The 20,988-nt window shown below is 51.0% G+C and carries 17 protein-coding genes, 2 tRNA genes and 1 rRNA gene; 18 read left to right on the forward strand and 2 right to left on the reverse strand.

What is annotated here, in order from left to right:
* Positions 1-142 precede the first annotated feature (142 nt).
* A 5S ribosomal RNA gene (gene rrf / locus ACFVYJ_RS04460) occupies positions 143-258 on the forward strand.
* Positions 259-452: 194 nt separating this feature from the next.
* The gene (locus ACFVYJ_RS04465) at positions 453-866 is read left to right on the forward strand and encodes an acyl-CoA thioesterase (RefSeq protein WP_419413843.1); all 414 of its coding nucleotides are present in this window, start codon (positions 453-455) and stop codon (positions 864-866) included.
* 5 nt (positions 867-871) lie between these two features.
* Here ACFVYJ_RS04465 and ACFVYJ_RS04470 read toward each other — a convergent pair whose 3' ends face one another.
* Complete coding sequence (locus ACFVYJ_RS04470; RefSeq protein ID WP_419413844.1) at positions 872-2,842, reverse strand: methyl-accepting chemotaxis protein; 1,971 nt, start codon at positions 2,840-2,842, stop codon at positions 872-874.
* 261 nt (positions 2,843-3,103) lie between these two features.
* Between ACFVYJ_RS04470 and carA the strand changes: the two genes are divergently transcribed.
* The 3 genes from carA to greA all read left to right on the forward strand — a co-directional run bounded on the left by carA (position 3,104) and on the right by greA (position 8,006).
* Entirely contained in the window at positions 3,104-4,240 is a 1,137-nt protein-coding gene (gene carA / locus ACFVYJ_RS04475; RefSeq protein WP_419413845.1) for a glutamine-hydrolyzing carbamoyl-phosphate synthase small subunit, read from the forward strand.
* Between the two features lie 78 nt (positions 4,241-4,318).
* A complete protein-coding gene (gene carB, locus ACFVYJ_RS04480; RefSeq protein WP_419413846.1) occupies positions 4,319-7,528 on the forward strand; it encodes a carbamoyl-phosphate synthase large subunit in 3,210 nt (1,069 codons plus the stop codon).
* Position 7,529: 1 nt separating this feature from the next.
* The gene (greA, locus tag ACFVYJ_RS04485; protein WP_419413847.1) at positions 7,530-8,006 is read left to right on the forward strand and encodes a transcription elongation factor GreA; all 477 of its coding nucleotides are present in this window, start codon (positions 7,530-7,532) and stop codon (positions 8,004-8,006) included.
* 55 nt (positions 8,007-8,061) lie between these two features.
* Here greA and ACFVYJ_RS04490 read toward each other — a convergent pair whose 3' ends face one another.
* Positions 8,062-8,370: a YhbY family RNA-binding protein gene (locus ACFVYJ_RS04490; protein WP_419413848.1), complete on the reverse strand. Its 309-nt coding sequence runs from the start codon at positions 8,368-8,370 to the stop codon at positions 8,062-8,064.
* Positions 8,371-8,483: 113 nt separating this feature from the next.
* On the opposite strand from ACFVYJ_RS04490, the gene rlmE reads away from it, so the two are divergent.
* The 13 genes from rlmE to truB all read left to right on the forward strand — a co-directional run bounded on the left by rlmE (position 8,484) and on the right by truB (position 20,971).
* The gene (gene rlmE, locus ACFVYJ_RS04495) at positions 8,484-9,104 is read left to right on the forward strand and encodes a 23S rRNA (uridine(2552)-2'-O)-methyltransferase RlmE (protein ID WP_419413849.1); all 621 of its coding nucleotides are present in this window, start codon (positions 8,484-8,486) and stop codon (positions 9,102-9,104) included.
* A gap of 106 nt (positions 9,105-9,210) precedes the next feature.
* Positions 9,211-11,145, forward strand: a complete 1,935-nt coding sequence (gene ftsH, locus ACFVYJ_RS04500; protein ID WP_419413850.1) for an ATP-dependent zinc metalloprotease FtsH — start codon at positions 9,211-9,213, stop codon at positions 11,143-11,145.
* A 72-nt stretch (positions 11,146-11,217) separates the two neighbouring features.
* Positions 11,218-12,090 carry a dihydropteroate synthase gene (gene folP / locus ACFVYJ_RS04505; protein WP_419413851.1) on the forward strand — a complete coding sequence of 291 codons (873 nt, stop codon included), beginning with the start codon at positions 11,218-11,220 and terminating at the stop codon, positions 12,088-12,090.
* Positions 12,087-13,436: a phosphoglucosamine mutase gene (gene glmM / locus ACFVYJ_RS04510; RefSeq protein ID WP_419413852.1), complete on the forward strand. Its 1,350-nt coding sequence runs from the start codon at positions 12,087-12,089 to the stop codon at positions 13,434-13,436. The genes folP and glmM overlap by 4 nt, the downstream gene beginning before the upstream one ends.
* 41 nt (positions 13,437-13,477) lie before the next feature.
* A complete protein-coding gene (gene tpiA / locus ACFVYJ_RS04515; protein ID WP_419413853.1) occupies positions 13,478-14,242 on the forward strand; it encodes a triose-phosphate isomerase in 765 nt (254 codons plus the stop codon).
* 1 nt (position 14,243) lies between these two features.
* Positions 14,244-14,633: a preprotein translocase subunit SecG gene (secG, locus tag ACFVYJ_RS04520; RefSeq protein WP_419413854.1), complete on the forward strand. Its 390-nt coding sequence runs from the start codon at positions 14,244-14,246 to the stop codon at positions 14,631-14,633.
* A gap of 14 nt (positions 14,634-14,647) precedes the next feature.
* Positions 14,648-14,733: transfer RNA gene (locus ACFVYJ_RS04525), tRNA-Leu, on the forward strand.
* 100 nt (positions 14,734-14,833) lie between these two features.
* Positions 14,834-14,910: transfer RNA gene (locus ACFVYJ_RS04530), tRNA-Met, on the forward strand.
* Between the two features lie 138 nt (positions 14,911-15,048).
* A complete protein-coding gene (gene rimP, locus ACFVYJ_RS04535; RefSeq protein ID WP_419413855.1) occupies positions 15,049-15,507 on the forward strand; it encodes a ribosome maturation factor RimP in 459 nt (152 codons plus the stop codon).
* Positions 15,508-15,538: 31 nt separating this feature from the next.
* Positions 15,539-17,026, forward strand: a complete 1,488-nt coding sequence (nusA, locus tag ACFVYJ_RS04540; protein ID WP_419413856.1) for a transcription termination factor NusA — start codon at positions 15,539-15,541, stop codon at positions 17,024-17,026.
* Positions 17,027-17,051: 25 nt separating this feature from the next.
* Positions 17,052-19,595: a translation initiation factor IF-2 gene (gene infB / locus ACFVYJ_RS04545; protein WP_419413857.1), complete on the forward strand. Its 2,544-nt coding sequence runs from the start codon at positions 17,052-17,054 to the stop codon at positions 19,593-19,595.
* Between the two features lie 17 nt (positions 19,596-19,612).
* Entirely contained in the window at positions 19,613-20,008 is a 396-nt protein-coding gene (rbfA, locus tag ACFVYJ_RS04550) for a 30S ribosome-binding factor RbfA (protein WP_419413858.1), read from the forward strand.
* Between the two features lie 3 nt (positions 20,009-20,011).
* On the forward strand, positions 20,012-20,971 hold the full coding sequence (gene truB / locus ACFVYJ_RS04555) for a tRNA pseudouridine(55) synthase TruB (protein WP_419413859.1): 960 nt from the start codon (positions 20,012-20,014) through the stop codon (positions 20,969-20,971).
* Positions 20,972-20,988 lie beyond the last annotated feature (17 nt).

Raw genomic sequence — 20,988 nt, forward strand, 5'->3', positions numbered from 1 at the left:
TGGGAATGGCTTGTAGAGATAGAGAGTAAGCGAGTTGAGTGCATGTAGAGCTTACGAGTCAGAGAAGAATCTATATATGCGAGAGCGGTGAATCGAATCCAAGGCCTGGATGTACTGAATACATCTAAGGCAACCAGTTTTGCTTGGCGACCATAGAGTTGTGGAACCACCTGAATCCATCCCGAACTCAGACGTGAAACGCAACATCGCCGATGGTAGTGTGGGGTTTCCCCATGTGAGAGTAGGTCATCGCCAAGCACCTAACATTAAAGACCCCCAATCGCTGACGCGGTTGGGGTTTTTTTGTTGCTCAAAATAAAAAATCATGTGGCGTTTCCCGTCTGCTTTTCTGCAACTGTGTCTTGATTGGTTAATGATTTGACCTCAAACGCTATTCACACATGTGCATATGAGGCCTATTGTTTTAACGATATTGAATAGGAGATTTTTTTATGACAAGTGAAAAAGGCAGGCAGCTATATTCATGTGAGCTGGCTGTGCGCTGGGGGGATATGGATGCCTATGGTCATGTGAATAACGCGCTGTATCTGCGTTATCTTGAAGAGGCCCGCGTGCAGTTAATTGCTGAAATGGGTGTGGTTATGGACCCTGATGGGATGGCGCCGGTTGTGATTCAGGTTGGCTGTACTTTCCTGAAGGCAGTTGTGTATCCGGATACGCTACGTATTGACTGCTATGTGGAGGAGCCCGGTCGTTCAAGTTTTATGACGCGCTATAAGGTGTTCAGTAGTAAAGATAATGTGGCGCCGGTGGCTGAGGGTTACGCTAAAGTTGTCTGGATAGATCATCGTACGGAGAAATCGGTACCCCTGCCGGAGAAGGTGCGTGCCTTCATTCTGGCGTAGTTGCGTTAATGCAATTGCTTTATAAGATTGGTCAAGCGGTTACTTGATACCGCCAGCTGATTTGCATGACTTTGGTTAGTGGTTGCGGCCGTTGTAATTTGTTCGGTTCCACTGAGGTTATATTCGATTGCTTTTGAGATATCTGTAGTCACCATCGCCTGTTCTTCTGTTGAACTTGCGATCAGCGTATTCATGTCATTTACTTCACTGACAGCTTTTTTAATCTCTTCAATTGTTATCATCGCGTGCTGTGCAAGTTCTGCACTCTGTCCAGCGCTCTTTTCCTGTTGCTGTATGGTCTTCATCGCTGTCGTTGTTGTAGCGGCAAGGCTGCGGATTATCTGTTGGATCTCAGTGGCCGAATGGGTGGTTTTGGCTGCCAGATTGCGTACTTCATCTGCAACAACAGCAAAACCTCTGCCGCTGTCCCCGGCGCGGGCTGCTTCGATAGCGGCATTTAGCGCAAGCAGATTGGTTTGTTCGGCAAATTCCTGAATTATTTCAAGAACATTCTGTATCGCATTTGAATCATGTTGAAGTGCTGTCATTGCCTTACCTGTCACGCAGATTTCATGATTAAGGTTATGTAATGCGTCACTGGTTGATACCACGCAATTGAACCCTTGCTGTGCAAGTCTTAATACATTTTCTGTCGCTATATGCGTATCTGCGGCGCGGGCAGCTACTTCTTTAAACGAAGCGGTTAACTGTACAACCTGGGTAGCCGTCGACGTACTGAACTGTTCCTGTCGGGTAGCGTTTTCTGCAAGCGCGTTGGCTTCTTTCAAACTGCTCTCTCGCAGTTCTGATAGGTGGGTAGTTTCCGTATTTATTTCAGCTAACAGGTTTGCGAAGAATGTCTGTAGCTGATTGATTGATGTATTCAGCTGGATGACTTCTTCAATATTGGACTTTAATTGTGGTTTTTCACTGAAATGGCCGGTGGCAAGGCGATGAATAAATGCGCTGGTATCCATCAGGATGCGGGCGAGTGTTTGCTGCACTGCATTGACTGAAAGGCAGATAATGAGTACCAGCGCCAGGCATGCTGCTAGCTGATAATAGATTGTATGTACCGTGTCCTGATAGTGCTGCGAGATCATGTCAGACACGATGCTGATTGCCTGATGAATCTCTTCAACTGCCGTTTGCGTGGTAGAGCGGGTTTTGTTTTGTTGCTGGATAAGCTGGCTGGCATTGCCCAGTTCTTTGGGGTAGCGGCGAGTGAGGCTGAGCATTTCGCTGATCAGGTTGTCACCCTGTTCAGTTTGCTGCTCTGGTTGAGTATTGTCGTTGTCAAAACCTAATAAATCAGCCAGATCATTATCATCCTGGTTTTTGAGGTAAATACCCAGTCGAGGCAGTGTGTTCAATGTTTGAATATGTGCTTCCTGCACTTCCAGCAACGTTTGAATATCATCCAATAGCGGAGGTTTCTGTGTCAGGAAATAGTCCTGGCGTTGGTGTGCAATCTGTAACTGGATGGCAAGGGCAGCGGAAATCGCTTGGTTGTAATTCTTGAATAGTGCGGGTCGGGCTGGAAGTGCGGCTTCAGTATATTCGCCCAGACTGCGGAATAACGCATTCAACTCCTGCTCGTTCTGAATCAATAGCTGCTGCGGATTGGTCAGTTTACCAACCGCTCTCAGCTTGGGTAGAAGTTCGCTCTGGAAGGAGGTGAGTAGTTCGGTTGTCTGTTGTTTGGCCTTGTCGGGTAGTGTCGTTGCTGTGAGTGCTTTCAGCTGTTGAATATTCTGTTCCAATGTGAGGAGTAAAGAGGCATCACCGGTCAGTAGATACTCGGCAACAGGGTCAGATAGCTGTTTTTCAACCTGAATCAGGTAGTGATCATAGGCATCACGCAGTTTGAAAGACTGATCAATTGTCTTTAACGAACTCACCAGAGCGATGGCAAGGATAAGGATAAGAAGAATAAAAGCGCCGGAGGTTAATCGGCTGATGGTGGTGATTTTCATGTGCGGTCTGGCCTGCTGGATCTGATCAGATAATGGGATATTCCACTACAAAACAGTTACAGTTATGTTTCACGGATTATTGCGGATGCGTAATGGACATATTGGGGGCATTAGAATAGAATGCAGCCGGTTTGTCTGCGGCAAATCTTAAGACAGATTTATTAGACGAAAGAGCGAGGTGAAATCCCGGGTTTTACCTCGCTTTTTTGCACGTATCGTATCCAATATTCAGTCAGTTTCGCGCATGCGGGGGAGGTTCAATTGACGAGGCCAGCCATTCTTGTACTTGAAGATGGCAGTATTTTCAGAGGCACCTCCATTGGTGCTGACGGTCTGTCCAGTGGTGAAGTGGTGTTTAACACCTCAATGACCGGTTATCAGGAAATCCTGACCGATCCTTCCTACTGTCAGCAGATAGTCACTCTGACATATCCCCATATAGGTAATGTAGGCACGAATAGTGAAGATGAAGAGTCTTCTCGTACCTGGGTTGCCGGTCTGGTTATTCGTGATCTGCCATTGACCGCGAGTAACTTCCGCAATGAAAAGGACCTCGATCAATACCTGAAAGACAACAATATTGTTGGTATTGCTGATATCGATACTCGCAAGTTGACACGCATTTTGCGCGAAAAAGGTGCGCAGAATGGCTGTATCATGGCCGGTGACATCGATGAAGATAAGGCGTTGGCGGCAGCCAAGGCTTTTCCGGGCCTTAAGGGCATGGATCTGGCAAAAGTGGTCAGCACCGAGCAGTCTTATTACTGGCGTTCCAGTACATGGGTGCTGGGTGAAGGTCACGCTGAGAAAGCGGATGCTGACCTGCCGTATCATGTGGTGGCGTATGATTTTGGTGTTAAACGTAATATTTTACGTATGCTGGTTGAGCGGGGCTGTCGTATCACGGTAGTTCCAGCACAGACCCCAGCAGCCGACGTATTGGCTCTCAACCCCGACGGTGTGTTTCTTTCTAACGGCCCTGGTGATCCAGAACCCTGTGATTATGCAATCCAGGCGATTCAAGAGATTTGCACCACTCCGGTACCTGTGTTCGGTATCTGCCTGGGGCACCAGCTGCTGGCTCTGGCATCAGGTGCGCAGACCGTGAAGATGAAGTTTGGCCACCATGGTGCCAACCACCCGGTACAGGATTTGGATAACAAGCAGGTAATGATCACGTCGCAGAACCACGGCTTTGCGGTAGATGAGACTTCCCTGCCTGCGACGCTTCGAGCGACCCATAAGTCACTGTTCGATGAGTCTCTGCAAGGTATTGAGCGTACTGATCGCCCAGCATTTAGCTTCCAGGGCCACCCAGAAGCCAGCCCGGGACCGCGTGATGTTGCGCCATTGTTTGATCGCTTTATTCGAGACATGGCTGCAGCCAAAGGTGTCTAAGTACACCTGTAAATGAAATTGAATTGATTTAACTGCGGCGCTTTGCGTACGCAGTCATTGATACGACTGGTTTATACGATGCCAAAACGCACGGACATTAAAAGCATACTGATTTTGGGTGCCGGACCGATTGTAATTGGTCAGGCTTGTGAGTTTGATTATTCCGGTGCTCAGGCCTGTAAGGCGCTGCGTGAAGAGGGTTACCGGGTCATTTTGGTTAATTCCAATCCGGCGACGATTATGACCGATCCGGTCATGGCTGATGCAACCTATATTGAGCCGATCAACTGGAGAACGGTTGCTAAAATCATCGAAAAGGAACGCCCTGAGGCTTTGCTGCCGACAATGGGTGGTCAGACTGCACTGAACTGTGCTTTGGATCTTGAGCGCGAAGGCGTATTGGAGAAATTTGGCGTAGAAATGATTGGCGCCAATGCCGATACCATTGATAAGGCTGAAGACCGCGACCGGTTTGACAAGGCGATGAGAAATATCGGCTTGGCGTGTCCTCGTGCTGCAATTGCTCATAGCATGGAAGAAGCGCTGCAAGTGCTGGATTCTATCGGTTTTCCGGCCATTATTCGTCCATCTTTCACTATGGGTGGCTCGGGCGGGGGTATTGCCTATAACCGTGAAGAGTTTGTTGAGATCTGCGAACGTGGCCTGGAGCTGTCACCGACCACTGAGCTGTTGATTGATGAATCGCTGATTGGCTGGAAAGAGTATGAGATGGAGGTTGTGCGTGATAAAAACGACAACTGCATCATCATCTGTGCTATCGAAAACTTTGATGCCATGGGGGTTCACACGGGTGACTCCATTACGGTGGCACCGGCTCAGACTCTGACCGATAAAGAGTATCAGATCATGCGTGACGCCTCCTTGGCGGTGCTGCGTGAAATCGGTGTAGAAACAGGTGGTTCGAACGTTCAGTTTGGCGTTAACCCTGAAGATGGCCGCATGGTAGTGATTGAAATGAATCCCCGTGTATCCCGGTCTTCGGCCCTGGCGTCAAAGGCGACGGGCTTCCCGATTGCCAAAGTCGCTGCGAAGCTGGCGGTGGGTTATACCTTGGATGAGCTTAAAAACGATATTACCGGTGGGCGTACTCCGGCATCGTTTGAGCCTGCTATTGATTACGTCGTTACTAAAATTCCTCGTTTTACCTTTGAGAAATTCCCGCAAGCCAATGATCGCCTGACCACACAGATGAAATCAGTGGGTGAAGTCATGGCAATTGGCCGCACGCAGCAAGAATCTCTGCAGAAAGCCTTACGTGGTCTGGAAGTAGGTGCCACGGGCCTGGATTCAATTGTGGACCTGGACAGCGAAGATGTGCGCGCTGATATCGTGCGTGAGTTGAAGCAGCCTGGCGCCGAGCGTATCTGGTATGTCGGTGACGCCTTCCGATTGGGCATGAGTGTTGAAGAGCTGTATGAACTCTCTGGCATTGATCCATGGTTCCTGGTGCAGATTGAAGACCTGATTAAAGATGAGCAGCGCGTAACAGAAATGGCCCTGTCTGACCTCGATCGGGATCAGGTATATCGTCTGAAACGCAAAGGTTTCTCCGATGCGCGTCTGGCAACTCTGCTGGGTGTTAGCGAGAAACAGTTCCGTAAGTACCGTCATGGTAAGGGTGTACGCCCGGTTTATAAGCGCGTTGATACCTGTGCTGCAGAGTTCGCGACTGATACCGCATACATGTACTCCACCTATGAAGAAGAGTGTGAAGCGAATCCGTCAGATCGTGACAAAATCATGGTTATCGGTGGTGGACCTAACCGAATTGGCCAGGGTATCGAATTTGACTATTGTTGTGTCCATGCTGCGCTAGCTGCACGTGAAGACGGGTTTGAAACCATCATGGTTAACTGTAACCCGGAAACAGTCTCGACTGACTATGATACGTCGGACCGTTTGTTCTTTGAGCCGATTACGCTGGAAGATGTGCTGGAAATCGTCAACATCGAGAAGCCAAAAGGTGTCATCGTGCAGTACGGTGGTCAGACGCCGCTTAAGCTGGCCGTGGCGCTGGATGAGGCGGGAGTGCCTATTATTGGTACCAGTCCAGAGTCTATTGATCGGGCAGAAGACCGTGAACAGTTCCAGCAGATGCTGAAACGTTTGGGCCTGAAACAGCCTGAAAATGCCACTGTTCGCTCGTTGGAGCAGGCGGTCATCGAAGCCGGAAAGCTGGGTTATCCTCTGGTTGTGCGTCCATCTTACGTATTGGGCGGGCGAGCGATGGAAATCGTATACAAAGAAACTGAGCTGCGCCGGTATATGACCAGTGCTGTACAGGTCTCGAATGATGCTCCCGTGCTGCTGGATCACTTCCTGAATGCCGCCGTTGAAGTTGATATTGATGCGGTGTGTGATGGTAAAACAGTCGTGATTGGCGCGATTATGCAGCATATTGAGCAGGCTGGTGTTCACTCCGGTGACTCGGCGTGCTCGCTGCCACCATATAGCCTGCCGCAGGACGTGCAGGATGAAATGCGTGAGATGGTTCGCAAGATGGCGCTGGAACTGGGTGTGATCGGTCTGATGAATACTCAACTGGCATACCAGGATGGTGAGATCTATGTCATTGAAGTGAATCCGCGTGCGTCACGTACCGTGCCTTTTGTTTCTAAGTGCATAGGCGTATCACTGGCTAAAATCGCGGCGCTGGTAATGACCGGTAAAACGTTAGAAGAGGTTGGTTTCACAGAAGAAATCGTGCCTAAGCTGTTTAACGTGAAAGAAGCGGTATTCCCGTTTAATAAATTCCAGGGTGTTGACCCAATCTTGTCTCCGGAGATGAAATCTACCGGTGAGGTGATGGGGGTTGGTGAAACGTTTGGTGAGGCATTTATGAAGGCCCAGGTTGGGGCTGGTGAAAAAATGCCACAACCAGGCCGTGCCTTCATCTCTGTTCGCGAGGTTGATAAGCCCGCCGCAGTGCAGCTGGCAAAAGATATGGTAGAACTGGGCTTTAGTCTGGTGGCAACCCGCGGCACGGCTAACCTGCTGAAAGAAAATGGCCTGCAGGTTGATTTGGTCAACAAGGTGATGGAAGGTCGTCCGAATATCATCGACATGATCAAGAATGATGAGATTGCTTATGTAGTGAATACGACTGAAGGCCGTAAGGCGATCTCTGATTCTGCGGAAATTCGTCGCAGCGCGTTACAGCATAAAGTGCCTTACAGCACTACACTGGCGGGGGCTGAAGCCACCGTGATGGCGCTGCAATATGGTGAAGAAAAAGAGGTCCGGCGTTTGCAGGATCTGGGAGTTTGATGTGAGCCGAGTACCTATGACTGTAGCTGGAGAGGCTGCACTCAGAGCTGAATTGGATCGTTTAAAGTCAGATGATAGACCGCGAGTTATTGCGGCTATTGCTGAGGCTCGAGAGCATGGCGATCTGAAAGAAAATGCTGAATACCACGCTGCCCGAGAGCAGCAGGGCTTTATCGAAGGCCGAATTCAGGATTTGGAAAGCAAGCTGTCAAATTGCCACGTCATTGATGTGAAGTCGATGGCGCACACGGGGAAGGTGATTTTTGGTACGACCGTTACGATTTTAAATCTGGATACGGATGAGACTAAAACTTATCAGATCGTGGGTGATGATGAGGCGGATATTAAGCAAAATAAAATATCCGTCAATTCTCCTATTGCACGTGGCCTTGTGGGTAAAGAAGAGGGGGATGTGGTCTGTATCCAGACGCCAGGTGGTGCAACCGAATATGAGATCGATTCGGTCGAGCATATCTGAGTCAGTAGGCTAGCAATCACTAATAAAAAAACCGGCTCTGAGGCCGGTTTTTTTATTAGGATTCACGTTGCAGGTTAGATAATTTGGGGTTGGGCTTCAGGGCCTTGCGGTAGATCAGGGCAATATTGCCGATCTCCTGTACCAATTCTGCTTCAACAATATCGCACAGCTCGCGGATCATGGTTTTTTTCACGGTACGGTCGCCAACGGCGAACTTTACTTTGATGAGTTCATGATCTTCCAGCGCCCGATCGGTTTCTAGCTGAACGGCTTCGGTCAGGCCTTTGCTGGCAACGGTTACAATGGGATTCAGGCCATGGCCAATGGTGCGAAAGTGCTTCTTTTGCTCGGGCTTCAAGCTCATATTAAAATAGTGCCTCAGTTACGGGCGCGTTAGTAGCGCGGAATGGCGCGATTCTACCTGACTTGGCGCAAGCTGAGTAGTTTTCATCCTATTATCAAATGTGAGAGGCCGCCGTGGCAAAATCAGTTAGCAGTGAACGCTGGTTGAAGGAACATTTCGACGATCACTACGTCAAAAAATCAAAGCAGGAAGGCTATCGTTCCCGTGCCAGCTTTAAACTGCTGGAAATGAACGATAAAGATCATTTGTTTCGTTCAGGTATGACGGTGGTTGATCTGGGGGCTGCGCCGGGCGGATGGTCACAAATAGCCGCGGAAAAAGTGGGCGAGAAGGGGCGTGTAGTGGCGTCGGATATTTTGCCGATGGATTCGATGGCTGGGGTGGAGTTCATTCAAGGGGACTTCACTGAAGAAGCAGTATTAGAGCAAATACTATTAGCCTTGGGTGATGCGCCGGCAGATCTTGTAATTTCGGATATGGCCCCCAATATGAGTGGTATGTCCGCTATAGATCAGCCAGCAGCGATGTATCTGGTTGAGCTGGCGCTAGATATGGCGCGTCAAGTTTTAAAACCTGGAGGTACCTTTCTGGCTAAGGTGTTTCAGGGAGAAGGCTTTGATCAATACCTTGCTGAATTAAGACAGTCGTTCAGCAAAGTAATGACCCGCAAACCGGATGCTTCGAGGGCACGTTCCCGGGAAGTCTATCTGTTAGCAAAGGGTTTTAAAGGTTAAGCTGTACATATACGCCTGAGTTTGCAGGCATCCCGTTTTTGTCGGGTGATTTTTCCGCTGTATTGGCAACGGAATTTATATTTTTGAGGGTATTCAATTGAATGACATGGCAAAGAATCTGGTGTTGTGGCTGGTGATCGCAGCGGTTTTGCTGACTGTGTTCAACAACTTCAATGAAAGCACGGACACGCAGCGACTCAGTTACTCCGATTTTGTCACTGAAGTTCAGGCAGATCGGATCAGCAAGGTCGTTGTTGACGGTTATGTCATTCGTGGCCAGCGCGCCGATGGTGAGCCTTTTGAAACCATTCGCCCTGCGTTGCAGGATCCGAAACTGGTGGATGATCTTATCAACCATAATGTCACCATTGAAGGTAAGCAGCCGGAACAGCAAAGCATCTGGACCCAGTTACTGGTTGCATCGTTCCCGATCTTGGTCATTATCGCGGTATTTATGTTTTTTATGCGCCAGATGCAGGGCGGCGGTGGCAAGGGCGGCCCTATGTCCTTTGGTAAGTCCAAAGCACGGATGATGTCTGAGGACCAGATCAAAACCACCTTCGATGATGTGGCGGGTGTTGAAGAAGCCAAAGAGGATGTGCGTGAACTGGTCGACTTCCTACGTGACCCTGGCAAATTTCAGCGCCTGGGTGGTCATATCCCGCGCGGTGTCCTGATGGCGGGCAGTCCGGGTACCGGTAAAACCCTGTTGGCAAAAGCGATTGCCGGTGAAGCTAAAGTACCGTTTTTCAGTATTTCCGGCTCCGACTTTGTTGAGATGTTTGTTGGTGTGGGTGCTTCCCGTGTGCGAGACATGTTTGAACAGGCGAAAAAGAATGCGCCTTGCATCATCTTTATTGATGAGATTGATGCGGTCGGCCGTCATCGTGGTGTTGGCATGGGTGGGGGTAATGATGAGCGCGAACAGACCCTTAACCAGCTCCTGGTTGAGATGGATGGTTTCGAGGGTACCGAAGGCGTCATAGTGATAGCTGCAACCAACCGGCCGGACGTGTTGGACCCTGCGCTGTTGCGTCCGGGTCGATTTGACCGCCAAGTGCATGTCGGCTTGCCGGATATCCGTGGACGTGAGCAGATTCTCAAAGTGCATATGCGCAAGGTGCCGCTGGGTGATGATGTGAAGCCAGAGCTGATTGCGCGTGGTACACCAGGATTTTCCGGTGCCGACCTGGCAAACCTGGTCAACGAGGCTGCCCTGTTTGCGGCCCGTGAAAACCGCCGTCTGGTGGCGATGGATCAGTTTGAGAAAGCCAAAGATAAGATCATGATGGGTGCTGAGCGAAAATCCATGGTGATGTCTTATAAAGAACGGTTGAATACGGCTTATCATGAAGCCGGTCATGCGATTGTGGGTCGTTTGATGCCAGAGCATGACCCGGTATACAAAGTATCGATCATCCCCCGTGGCCGAGCATTGGGTGTGACCATGTTCCTGCCGGAAGAAGATCGTTACAGCCATAGTCGGCAGTCGATTATTTCGAATATCTGTTCGCTTTACGGTGGCCGTATCGCTGAAGAGCTGACCCTTGGTAAAGAGGGTGTGACCACGGGGGCTTCGAATGACATTCAGCGTGCTACCTCGTTTGCTCGAAATATGGTAGCCAAGTGGGGCCTGACCGATGAGCTGGGTCCATTGCTGTATGACGAAGAAGAGAGTGATCCGTTTAACCGTGGTTATGGTCAGGGTGCTAAGCAGTTGTCGCCGGAAACCCATAGTCGTATTGATTCGGAAACCCGCAAGATTATCGACAACTGCTACGCTCAAGCCCAGCAGTTACTGGAAGATAACCGGGATATTCTGGAAACGATGGCTGAAGCGCTGATGAAATATGAAACCATCGACAGCAGCCAGATTGATCAGCTTATGGCGCGTGAGCCGGTATCTGATCCGCAGGGCTGGAACGATGACAGCGATAAAGGCGATGACCAGGGATTGAAAGCCGAAGCAGAACCGGTTTCTGAGCCGGAACAGCCTGCTGCAGATGATGTGCAGGGTGCTTCAGACCGTCCCGCGCACTAATCTAGTCAAGATTGTCAGGCTGGCCTAATGGCCAGCCTTTCTTTTAACGCCCAATTCAAGCCCGTTGACTGCATGAATACTGCTTCCTCGCTGCTGTGCGGCTCCCGTCAATTGCAGCTCGATCGCCCACAGGTTATGGGCATTCTTAATGTGACCCCCGATTCTTTTTCTGATGGTGGCCAGTTTTTCCATGCTACTGATCTCGTGATGGATCAGGCATTAACGCATGCTGAAAAAATGGTGGCTGAAGGTGCCTCGCTGGTCGATATCGGTGGTGAATCTACCCGTCCGGGAGCTGTAGTGGTATCGGTTCAGGAAGAGTTGGATCGGGTGATCCCCATGGTGGAACGCATTGCTGCCTCGTTGGAGGTAGTGATCTCGGTGGATACCAGTAGTCCGGAAGTTATGACCGCAGCGGCAGCGGCGGGCGCTGGATTGATCAATGATGTCAGGGCATTGCAGCGGCCGGGTGCGTTGCAGGCTGCAGCGGTAACGGGCTTGCCGGTGTGCCTGATGCATATGCAGGGTACACCGCAAGATATGCAGGATAAGCCTGAGTATGTGGATGTGCTGGATGCCGTAGAGCAATTTTTGTTAGATCAGATTGTGCGCTGTGAAATGGCTGGTATTGACCGCAGCCGGTTGCTGCTGGATCCGGGTTTCGGTTTTGGTAAAACAATCGAACATAACTTGCGGTTGTTAAATCAGTTAGAGCGCCTGCATGGTCTGGGTTTGCCGTTACTGGTCGGTACGTCCCGGAAAAGCATGATTGGACAGGTATTAAATAAGCCGGTTGAACAACGGATCATCGGTAGTGTGGCAACAGCGGTGATGGCTGTCATGAAAGGCGCTCGAATTATCAGAGTACATGATGTGGCAGCTACAATGGATGCAGTGCGCATGGCCGAAGCGGTGATGCGGGAGCAGATAGGGGAAAATGGATGAGTAAGCGTTATTTTGGCACTGATGGTATTCGCGGTAAGGTCGGTCAGTTCCCGGTTACGCCTGATTTTATGCTCAAGCTTGGCTGGGCCGCGGGTCGTGTTTTTGCCCGAGAGGGTCAGAGCAAGATCCTGATTGGTAAGGATACCCGCATTTCGGGCTACATGTTCGAATCCGCCCTTGAGGCAGGGTTGTCCGCTGCAGGGGTTGATGTACTGCTAACCGGGCCGATGCCAACCCCGGCTGTTGCGTATTTGGCACGTACGTTCAGGGCTGATGCCGGTATTGTGATCAGTGCTTCGCATAATCCATTTGATGATAATGGCATCAAGTTTTTCTCTGCGCAGGGCACTAAATTGCCAGATGAGATTGAGCATGCGATTGAAGCGCAGCTGGATCTTGCTATGACTACCGTTGACCCAGCCAAGTTGGGTAAGGCGCGACGGATTACCGATGCGGCAGGGCGCTATATCGAATTCTGCAAAGCCACCGCTGGCGGTATTAACCTGAGAGGTTTAAAGCTGGTGCTGGACTGTGCGAATGGGGCGACCTATCACGTGGCTCCGGCGGTACTCCGTGAGCTGGGTGCGCAGGTTATCGAGATAGCGTCCTCACCGGATGGGCTCAATATCAACGAAGCCTGTGGTGCGACGTCAACGGCATTATTGCAAAGCCGTGTGTTGGCTGAAGAGGCTGATCTGGGTATTGCGTTGGATGGTGACGGTGATCGGGTGATCATGGTGGATCATACGGGGGCAGAAGTCGACGGTGATGAGCTGCTGTATGTCATTGTTTCGCAATTGATCCGTGAGGGTTCTTTTCGGGGCGGTGTAGTGGGCACGTTGATGTCCAATTTCGGCCTTGAACAGGCCTTATTGCGCGAGCAGATTCCGTTTGTTCGTGCCAAGGTAGGCGACCGTTATGTCATGGAAGCCCTGACAGATAAAGGGTGGCAGCTGGGCGGTGAAAGCTCGGGACACTTGGTTTGTCGCCATTTGACCTCGACGGGAGATGGCATTGTCGCCGCCCTGCAGGTGCTTAAGGGTATGAGTGAAACCGGCAATACTCTGGCGGAATTACGCAGCGGCATGACCAAGCTGCCACAGAAAATGATCAATGTGCGGCTGCAGTCCAAAGTTGAACTGTCTGGTGTGACCGCGATTGATGAAGCCGTGGCGGCAGCTGAGCAGCAGTTGGGTAGCAGAGGGCGCGTGCTGTTGCGGCCGTCTGGCACCGAACCGGTTGTGCGGGTGATGGTAGAAGGTGAGGATGAAACAGAAGTTTCTGGCCTGTGCCAGCAGTTGGCCGCTGATGTGGAAAAAGCCCTGCAACTGCTTGAAACTTCCTGATAACGCAGTTACTATTTGCGCCTCTTTGCGAGGGGGTATCAATGCGTAGAGCACTAGTTGCCGGAAATTGGAAAATGAATGGCACTACTGAGTCAATTCAGCAACTGCTGGATGGGCTGGTTACAGGCTGTCAGGCTGGTAACTCTGAAGTGCTTGTCTGCCCTCCATCGATATATCTTGCTCAGGTAGCATCTCGGTTGGCAACAACTGATATCACCTGGGGTGCGCAGAATGTTTCTCAACATGCATCTGGTGCCTATACCGGTGAAGTGTCACCGGCAATGCTGGTCGACCTTGGTTGTCAGTATGTAATCGTAGGTCACTCCGAACGACGTGCGTTGTATGCCGAATCGGACGTGTTGGTTGCTGAGAAATTCAGTGCCGCGCTGGCTGCTGGGGTAAAACCAATCCTGTGTGTTGGTGAAACCTTGGAAGAACGCGAGCAGGGCGCTACGCTCGATGTGATTCAGCGTCAGCTACAGGCGGTTGTGAGTTATGCTGGTATCGCAGATTTTGCAGATGCAGTAGTGGCTTATGAGCCGGTCTGGGCGATTGGTACGGGTAAAACTGCGACAGCAGAACAGGCGCAAGAAGTGCATCAGGCAATCCGGGCGCAATTGGCTGAAGCTGATTCGGGTATCGCTGCAGGTTGCCGCATTGTGTATGGCGGCAGTGTCAATGCCGGTAATGCGGCAGAGTTGTTTGCCAAGCCAGATGTGGATGGTGGCCTTGTTGGTGGCGCCTCCCTGAAAGCAAACGAATTTATCACCATCTGCCAGGCGGCAGGTGAAGAACAGACGGTTTGATATGGAAACGATAGTTCTGATCATTCATGTGTTGCTGGCAGCGGCCGTAATCGGCCTGATTCTGCTACAGCAGGGCAAAGGTGCTGAAGCCGGTGCCTCTTTTGGTGCGGGAGCATCACAAACAGTATTTGGTAGTACGGGTAGTGGTAACTTTATGTCGCGCATGACGGCGATTGTTGCTGCCGGCATCTTTGCCACCAGTTTTATCCTTGCTGTATATGCGAAAAACCAAGCGGATGCGGTGAATGATGCCGGTATCCCAGCTGCGGAGCTGATTGAAAGCGCTGCTCCGTCGGCAGCAGTTCAGGAAGAACAGCTTCCTGCGCTGGAAGAAAGCCAGGTGCCTGCTGCGCCAGCAGCACCCGAGTCTGATATCCCAAAAGCAGACTGACAGGCATGAGTTTAGCCCAAGTGGTGGAATTGGTAGACACGCTATCTTGAGGGGGTAGTGGCCGTAGGCCGTGCCGGTTCAAGTCCGGCCTTGGGCACCAAATTGCATAACTGCAAAATATGCTGGATTTAACAGTGTTTTCTTGTGGTTATGTTGATAAAAGTTCGGTGTAGATATACAATTTGCGCCAGCTTTTTTGTTGCGGGGTGGAGCAGTCTGGTAGCTCGTCGGGCTCATAACCCGAAGGTCGTTGGTTCAAATCCGGCCCCCGCTTCCAACCTCTTTCTTGGAGAAGCCCCTGTTTAGGGGCTTTTTCGTAGGTATCGCGCTGTACTCAGGTGTGGCGCACAGGAATGGGTCACTTAGACCCATTTTTTATTGGTTTAACCGCGCCCAAGGCGTGAATGGAGCGGCTGTGTCAGCAAAGATCGGTCAGTTGCAGGCCCTAATCGAACCGGCAATTACAGCACTGGAATTTCAGCTCTGGGGAGTCGAATTTCTCTCACAGGGGCGGCATAGCACATTGCGTATTTATATCGATTCGGATGCGGGTATTACAGTTGATGACTGTGCCCGTGTTAGTCATCAGGTGAGCGGTATTTTGGATGTTGAAGATCCGATTGCCGGGAACTACACCCTGGAAGTGTCATCCCCAGGTATGGATCGACCGCTCTTTACGCTGGAGCAGTTTGCTGAATATACCGGAGAACAGGTGCAGATTCGTTTGCGACTGGCGTTTGAAGGCCGGCGTAAGTTTAAAGGTATTCTCAACGGCGTGGATGGTGATGAAATCCTCGTTGTGGTTGGTGACGAAGAGTATATGCTGCCGATCGACTATATCGATCGTGCGAACATTATTCCCCGGTTCTCTTAACCGGAATTGAGGTTTTTTGCGAGGCAAAGGCATGAACAAAGAGATTCTGTTGGTTGCGGAAGCCGTATCTAACGAAAAAGACGTTCCGAAAGAAGTGATCTTCGAAGCTATCGAGGTTGCGTTGGCAACAGCAACTAAGAAACGCTACGACGAAGAAGCTGACATTCGGGTCGTGATTGATCGCACCTCCGGGGATTATGAAACCTACCGTCGCTGGCTGGTAATGAGCAATGAGGAAGTGCCGGCACTGGGTACTGAGTTGACCCTGGAAGAAGCACTGGAAATTGATAGTTCAATGCAGCCGGGTGATATCCACGAAGAACAGGTGGAGTCGGTTAAATTTGGCCGTATTGCTGCGCAGACCGCGAAACAGGTCATCGTGCAGAAAGTACGTGAAGCTGAACGCGCCAAGGTGGTTGAGCTTTACCGTGACCGCTTGGGCGAGTTGATCTCCGGTACGGTAAAAAAGGTAACCCGCGACAATATTATTGTTGATCTGGGTAACAATGCCGAAGCGCTGCTGCCGCGGGATCAGTTGATTCAGCGTGAGACCTTCCGCATGGGCGACCGGGTACGTGCTGTGCTGTTGGAAGTACGTGCTGAAGGTCGTGGTCCTCAGTTGGTGTTGAGCCGTGCCTGTAACGAAATGCTGATAGAACTTTTCCGCATTGAAGTGCCGGAAATTTCTGAAGAAGTGATTGAGATCCGTGCGGCTGCTCGTGACACAGGCTCCCGTGCCAAAATTGCCGTGAAAACGAATGATGGCCGGATTGACCCCGTGGGTGCTTGTGTCGGCATGCGCGGTAGTCGGGTGCAGGCTGTGTCCAATGAGCTAAGCGGCGAACGTGTTGATATCGTTTTGTGGGACGACAACCCTGCGCAGTTGGTTATTAATGCCATGGCGCCGGCTGAAGTTGCTTCCATCATCGTTGATGAAGAAACGCATTCTATGGACGTTGCGGTGGCAGAAGAAGCACTGGCAATGGCGATTGGCCGTAATGGCCAGAATGTTCGTCTGGCCTCTGAACTGAGTGGTTGGACATTGAACGTAATGACCGAAGTTGAAGCTGATGAAAAGCATCAGTCAGAAGTCGGTTCAGTTATCGACCAGTTCATAGAACATCTGGATGTTGATGAAGACGTTGCCCAGGTACTGGTAGAGGAAGGTTTTACCACCCTGGAAGAAGTTGCATATGTTCCGGTTGAAGAGATGCTGGAAATCGATGGCTTTGATGAAAATATCGTTGAAGAACTGCGTAAGCGTGCCAAAGACGCTCTGCTGACGCTGGCCATCGCTAATGAAGAAAAACTCGATCAGGCCGAACCGGCCGACGATCTGCTGCAGATGGACGGTATGGACCGCCATCTGGCATTCCTGCTGGCAGCCCAGGGTATTGTTACTATGGAAGACCTGGCTGAACAGTCTGTTGATGACCTTCTGGACATCGAAGGTATTGAAGAAGAACGTGCTGCCAGTCTGATTATGACTGCGCGTGCGCCTTGGTTTGCAGCAGAGTAACGAATAACGGACGAGGAGCCTCCTTATGGCAGAAGTCACAGTCAAGCAGCTTGCCGATATGGTAGGTGTTTCCGTTGAGCGTTTGCAGGAGCAGATGCTTGAAGCCGGAATTAATGGCAAAAGCGAGTCCTCAGCGGTTTCCGAGGCGGAACGCCAATCCCTGCTTAATCACCTGAAAAGAAGTCATGGTGAATCAGCAGAAGCGGGTGAGCCCAAGAAAATCACGCTGAAGCGTAAAACCACCTCTCAATTGAAGGTGGCAGGTTCATCCGGTAAGAAGAAAACCGTCAATGTAGAAGTGCGTAAGAAGCGTACCTACGTGAAACGCTCAGAAATCGATGGCGAACAGCCAGCCGACCCGGCAGTAGAAGAAGCCATGGTTGATCAGCAGCAGGTTGAAGCTGATCGTCTGCGCCAGGAAGAAGAGCAGGCGCGCATTGAGCGTGAAAACGCCGAAGCCAAGGCTAAAGAAGAAGCTGAAGCGAAAGCGAAGGCAGACGCTGAAGCGAAAGCTAAGGCGGATGCTGAAGCCGCCGTCCGTGAAGCAGCAGAAGCAGCCAACAAGAAACAGTCCCCAGAAAAACCCGCTGCTGAACCCGATCGCGCGAAGAAGCCCGGCTGGACCGAAGACAAAAAGAAAGAAACAGGCGGTCGTGGCAAGAGTAAAAAACGTGAAGAGGGCCGCTCCCGTTTTGATGATGACAAACGAGGCAGCCGTCGCGGCGGTAAGCTGAGCCGAGTACGTGACAAAAAAGGTAAACCGGTTTCTAACAAACCGAACCAACATGGCTTTAAAGAGCCAACCGCTCCTCAGGTGATGGATGTCAGTATTCCTGAGAGCATTACCGTCGCTGAATTGTCTAAGAAGATGAACATCAAGGCGGCAGAAGTCATCAAGGTGATGTTCAACATGGGTGCCATGGCGACCATCAACCAGGTGATTGATCAGGATACCGCGGTACTGGTGGTTGAAGAGATGGGGCACAAGCCGGTTCCACTGCAGGAAAATGCTGTGGAAGAAGCATTACTGGAAAGTATCCAGCACTTGCAGGGTGATAATGCTTCCCGTGCCCCGGTTGTTACCGTAATGGGTCACGTTGACCATGGTAAAACATCCCTGCTTGATTACATCAGGTCTACCCGTGTTGCTTCTGGTGAGTCAGGTGGTATTACCCAGCACATTGGTGCGTACCATGTAGAAACCGATAATGGCATGGTGACCTTCCTGGATACTCCGGGCCATGCGGCGTTTACCGCCATGCGTGCACGTGGTGCCAAACTGACCGATATCGTTATTCTGGTTGTGGCCGCTGATGATGGTGTTATGCCGCAGACTGAAGAAGCGGTGCAGCATGCTAAGGCTGCTGGTGTACCGTTGGTGGTTGCGGTCAATAAAATAGATAAAGAACAAGCTGATCCGGATCGGGTCAAAAACGAACTGGCACAGCGCGAAGTGATTCCGGAAGACTGGGGTGGCGACGTGCAGTTTGTGAATGTCTCCGCTAAAACGGGTGATGGCATTGATAATTTGCTGGATGCGATCCTGCTGCAGGCTGAAATTCTGGAGCTGACGGCAGTGCCGGAAGCACCGGCTCAGGGTGTTGTAGTGGAATCTCGACTGGATAAAGGTCGTGGTCCTGTTGCCACCGTGCTGGTTCAGAACGGTACCCTGCGTAAGGGTGATATTGTGCTGGCGGGTCTGCATTACGGCCGTGTACGTGCCATGTTGGACGAAAATGGTAAACCGGTAGAGGAAGCGGGCCCCTCCATCCCTGTAGAAATCCAGGGCCTGGATGGCACGCCGGGTGCCGGTGATGAATTCACTATGGTCCTGAACGAGAAGAAAGCGCGTGAAGTGGCGTTGTTCCGTCAGGGTAAATACCGTGATGTGAAACTGGCTCGTCAGCAGAAAGCCAAGCTGGAAAATCTGTTTGCTAATATGCAGGCAGGTGACGTTAAGTCGTTGAATATCGTGTTGAAAGCCGACGTACGTGGCTCCTTGGAAGCACTGAGCCAGGCGCTGGAAGACCTGTCTACCGACGAAGTGAAGGTGAACATTGTTTCCAGTGGCGTAGGTGGTATTGCGGAAACTGATGCCAACCTGGCGCTGGCGTCTTCTGCCATTGTTATCGGCTTTAACGTGCGTGCCGATGCTCAGGCCCGAGCGGTTGTTGAACGCGAAGGTATCGAGCTGCGTTACTACAGCGTTATCTACGACATCATTGATGATGTACGACAGGCGATGGGCGGTCTGCTTTCACCTGAGTACAAAGAAGAGATTGTCGGTACTGCCGAAGTGCGTGATGTGTTCCGTTCACCGAAGCTTGGTCAGGTGGCTGGCTGCATGGTGATTGAGGGCACCGTATACCGCAATAAGCGTATCCGTGTACTGCGTGACAATGTCGTTATCTATGAAGGCGAGCTGGAATCTCTGCGTCGCTTTAAAGATGCTGTTAACGAAGTACGTCAGGGTATGGAATGTGGTATCGGCGTGAAAAACTACAACGATGTTAAAGTCGGTGACCAGATTGAGGTTTACGACACCATCGAAGTACAACGTACTCTGTAAGGTATAGCAGAACCTATATGGCGCGAGATTATAGCCGTACCCATCGGATTGGCGACCAGCTCCAACGTGAGCTGGCACTGCTGATTCAGTTCCAGATCAAAGACCCCCGTCTGGGCATGGTCACTGTCAGCCACGTCAAGGTCAGTAAAGACCTTGGCTTTGCTGACGTCTACATTACCGTGCTGCCGAAAGGGGATCAGGATGAAGCCGAAGCGGTTGCCGTTGCACTGAAAGTGCTGGGCAACGCTGCGGGTTTTCTGCGTAGTGAATTGGCGCATGCCATTAAGCTGCGGGTGTTACCACAGCTACGCTTCCACTTCGATGAGAGTATCGAACGTGGCCGTCATCTGCATAGCCTGATTGAAAAGGCTGTGCGTCAGGAAAACGCTGCGCAAGACGCAGACGAGGAGTAATCCTTGGCGTCAAATCGCAAACGTCGTGGTCGTGCGGTGGATGGCGTCTTGCTATTACACAAAGCCGGCGGCCTCTCTTCCAATGCTGCGCTACAGCAGGTAAAACGTCTTTATCAGGCTGCTAAAGCCGGGCATACGGGGGCGCTGGATCCTCTGGCCACGGGTATGCTGCCTATCTGTCTGGGCGAAGCGACTAAATTTTCCCAATATCTGCTGGATGCTGATAAGTGCTATCAGACCACTGCCAAGTTGGGTATCCGTACCGATAGCAGTGATGCAGATGGTGTGGTGGTTGAGGAAAAACCGGTGCCGGTCGACCTGACCGCAGAGCGCATAGAAACGCTGCTGCAAAATCACTTCAGCGGTGAAATTGAGCAAGTACCTTCGATGTTTTCTGCCCTGAAGTTTCAGGGCCAGCCGCTATATAAACTGGCGCGAAAAGGTATTCAGGTTGAGGTCAAACCACGCCGGGTGACGATTCATTCAATCCGTTTGACGGGCTTTCGCGGCGATGAACTGGACCTGGAAGTGCACTGTTCTAAAGGCACCTATATCCGCTCAATTGTCGAAGACCTGGGCTTGCTGCTGGGCTGTGGTGCTCATGTGACCCGTTTGCACCGGTTGGATGTCGGAAGTTACCGGGCGGAACAGATGCTGACATTGGCAGAAATTGCAGAAAAAATCGCCGATTTTGATCCCGAAACCGAGGCAGAAAGCATACAAAATACCCTGGATGCGCTATTATTGCCGCCTTGGGCTGCGGTGTCAGAATTTGATGCTTTTCAGCTTGATGCAGAGCAGACTCAGCTGATGTTGCATGGGCGAGCATTACCCTGCGATACGCTGCCTGAGCTGACACAAGTAAGATTATTTGCCGCTGATGGCCGCTTTATTGGGGTGGCTGCGGTGGAGCAGGGGCAGTTAAAGCCTCAGCGACTGATCAGCGTAGCTGATCCTAACTAACATCCTGGTTTACCGGG

The organism is Pontibacter sp. JAM-7, assembly GCF_048548695.2.
Lineage (GTDB): Bacteria > Pseudomonadota > Gammaproteobacteria > Pseudomonadales > Balneatricaceae > Neptuniibacter.

Coding starts and splice junctions, on each gene's coding strand:
- ACFVYJ_RS04465 (WP_419413843.1), top strand. CDS start 453: ATGACAAGTGAAAAAGGCAGGCAGCTATATTCATGTGAGCTGGCTGTG.
- ACFVYJ_RS04470 (WP_419413844.1), bottom strand. CDS start 2,842: ATGAAAATCACCACCATCAGCCGATTAACCTCCGGCGCTTTTATTCTT.
- carB (WP_419413846.1), top strand. CDS start 4,319: ATGCCAAAACGCACGGACATTAAAAGCATACTGATTTTGGGTGCCGGA.
- ACFVYJ_RS04490 (WP_419413848.1), bottom strand. CDS start 8,370: ATGAGCTTGAAGCCCGAGCAAAAGAAGCACTTTCGCACCATTGGCCAT.
- ftsH (WP_419413850.1), top strand. CDS start 9,211: ATGGCAAAGAATCTGGTGTTGTGGCTGGTGATCGCAGCGGTTTTGCTG.
- folP (WP_419413851.1), top strand. CDS start 11,218: ATGAATACTGCTTCCTCGCTGCTGTGCGGCTCCCGTCAATTGCAGCTC.
- glmM (WP_419413852.1), top strand. CDS start 12,087: ATGAGTAAGCGTTATTTTGGCACTGATGGTATTCGCGGTAAGGTCGGT.
- tpiA (WP_419413853.1), top strand. CDS start 13,478: ATGCGTAGAGCACTAGTTGCCGGAAATTGGAAAATGAATGGCACTACT.
- secG (WP_419413854.1), top strand. CDS start 14,244: ATGGAAACGATAGTTCTGATCATTCATGTGTTGCTGGCAGCGGCCGTA.
- nusA (WP_419413856.1), top strand. CDS start 15,539: ATGAACAAAGAGATTCTGTTGGTTGCGGAAGCCGTATCTAACGAAAAA.
- infB (WP_419413857.1), top strand. CDS start 17,052: ATGGCAGAAGTCACAGTCAAGCAGCTTGCCGATATGGTAGGTGTTTCC.
- rbfA (WP_419413858.1), top strand. CDS start 19,613: ATGGCGCGAGATTATAGCCGTACCCATCGGATTGGCGACCAGCTCCAA.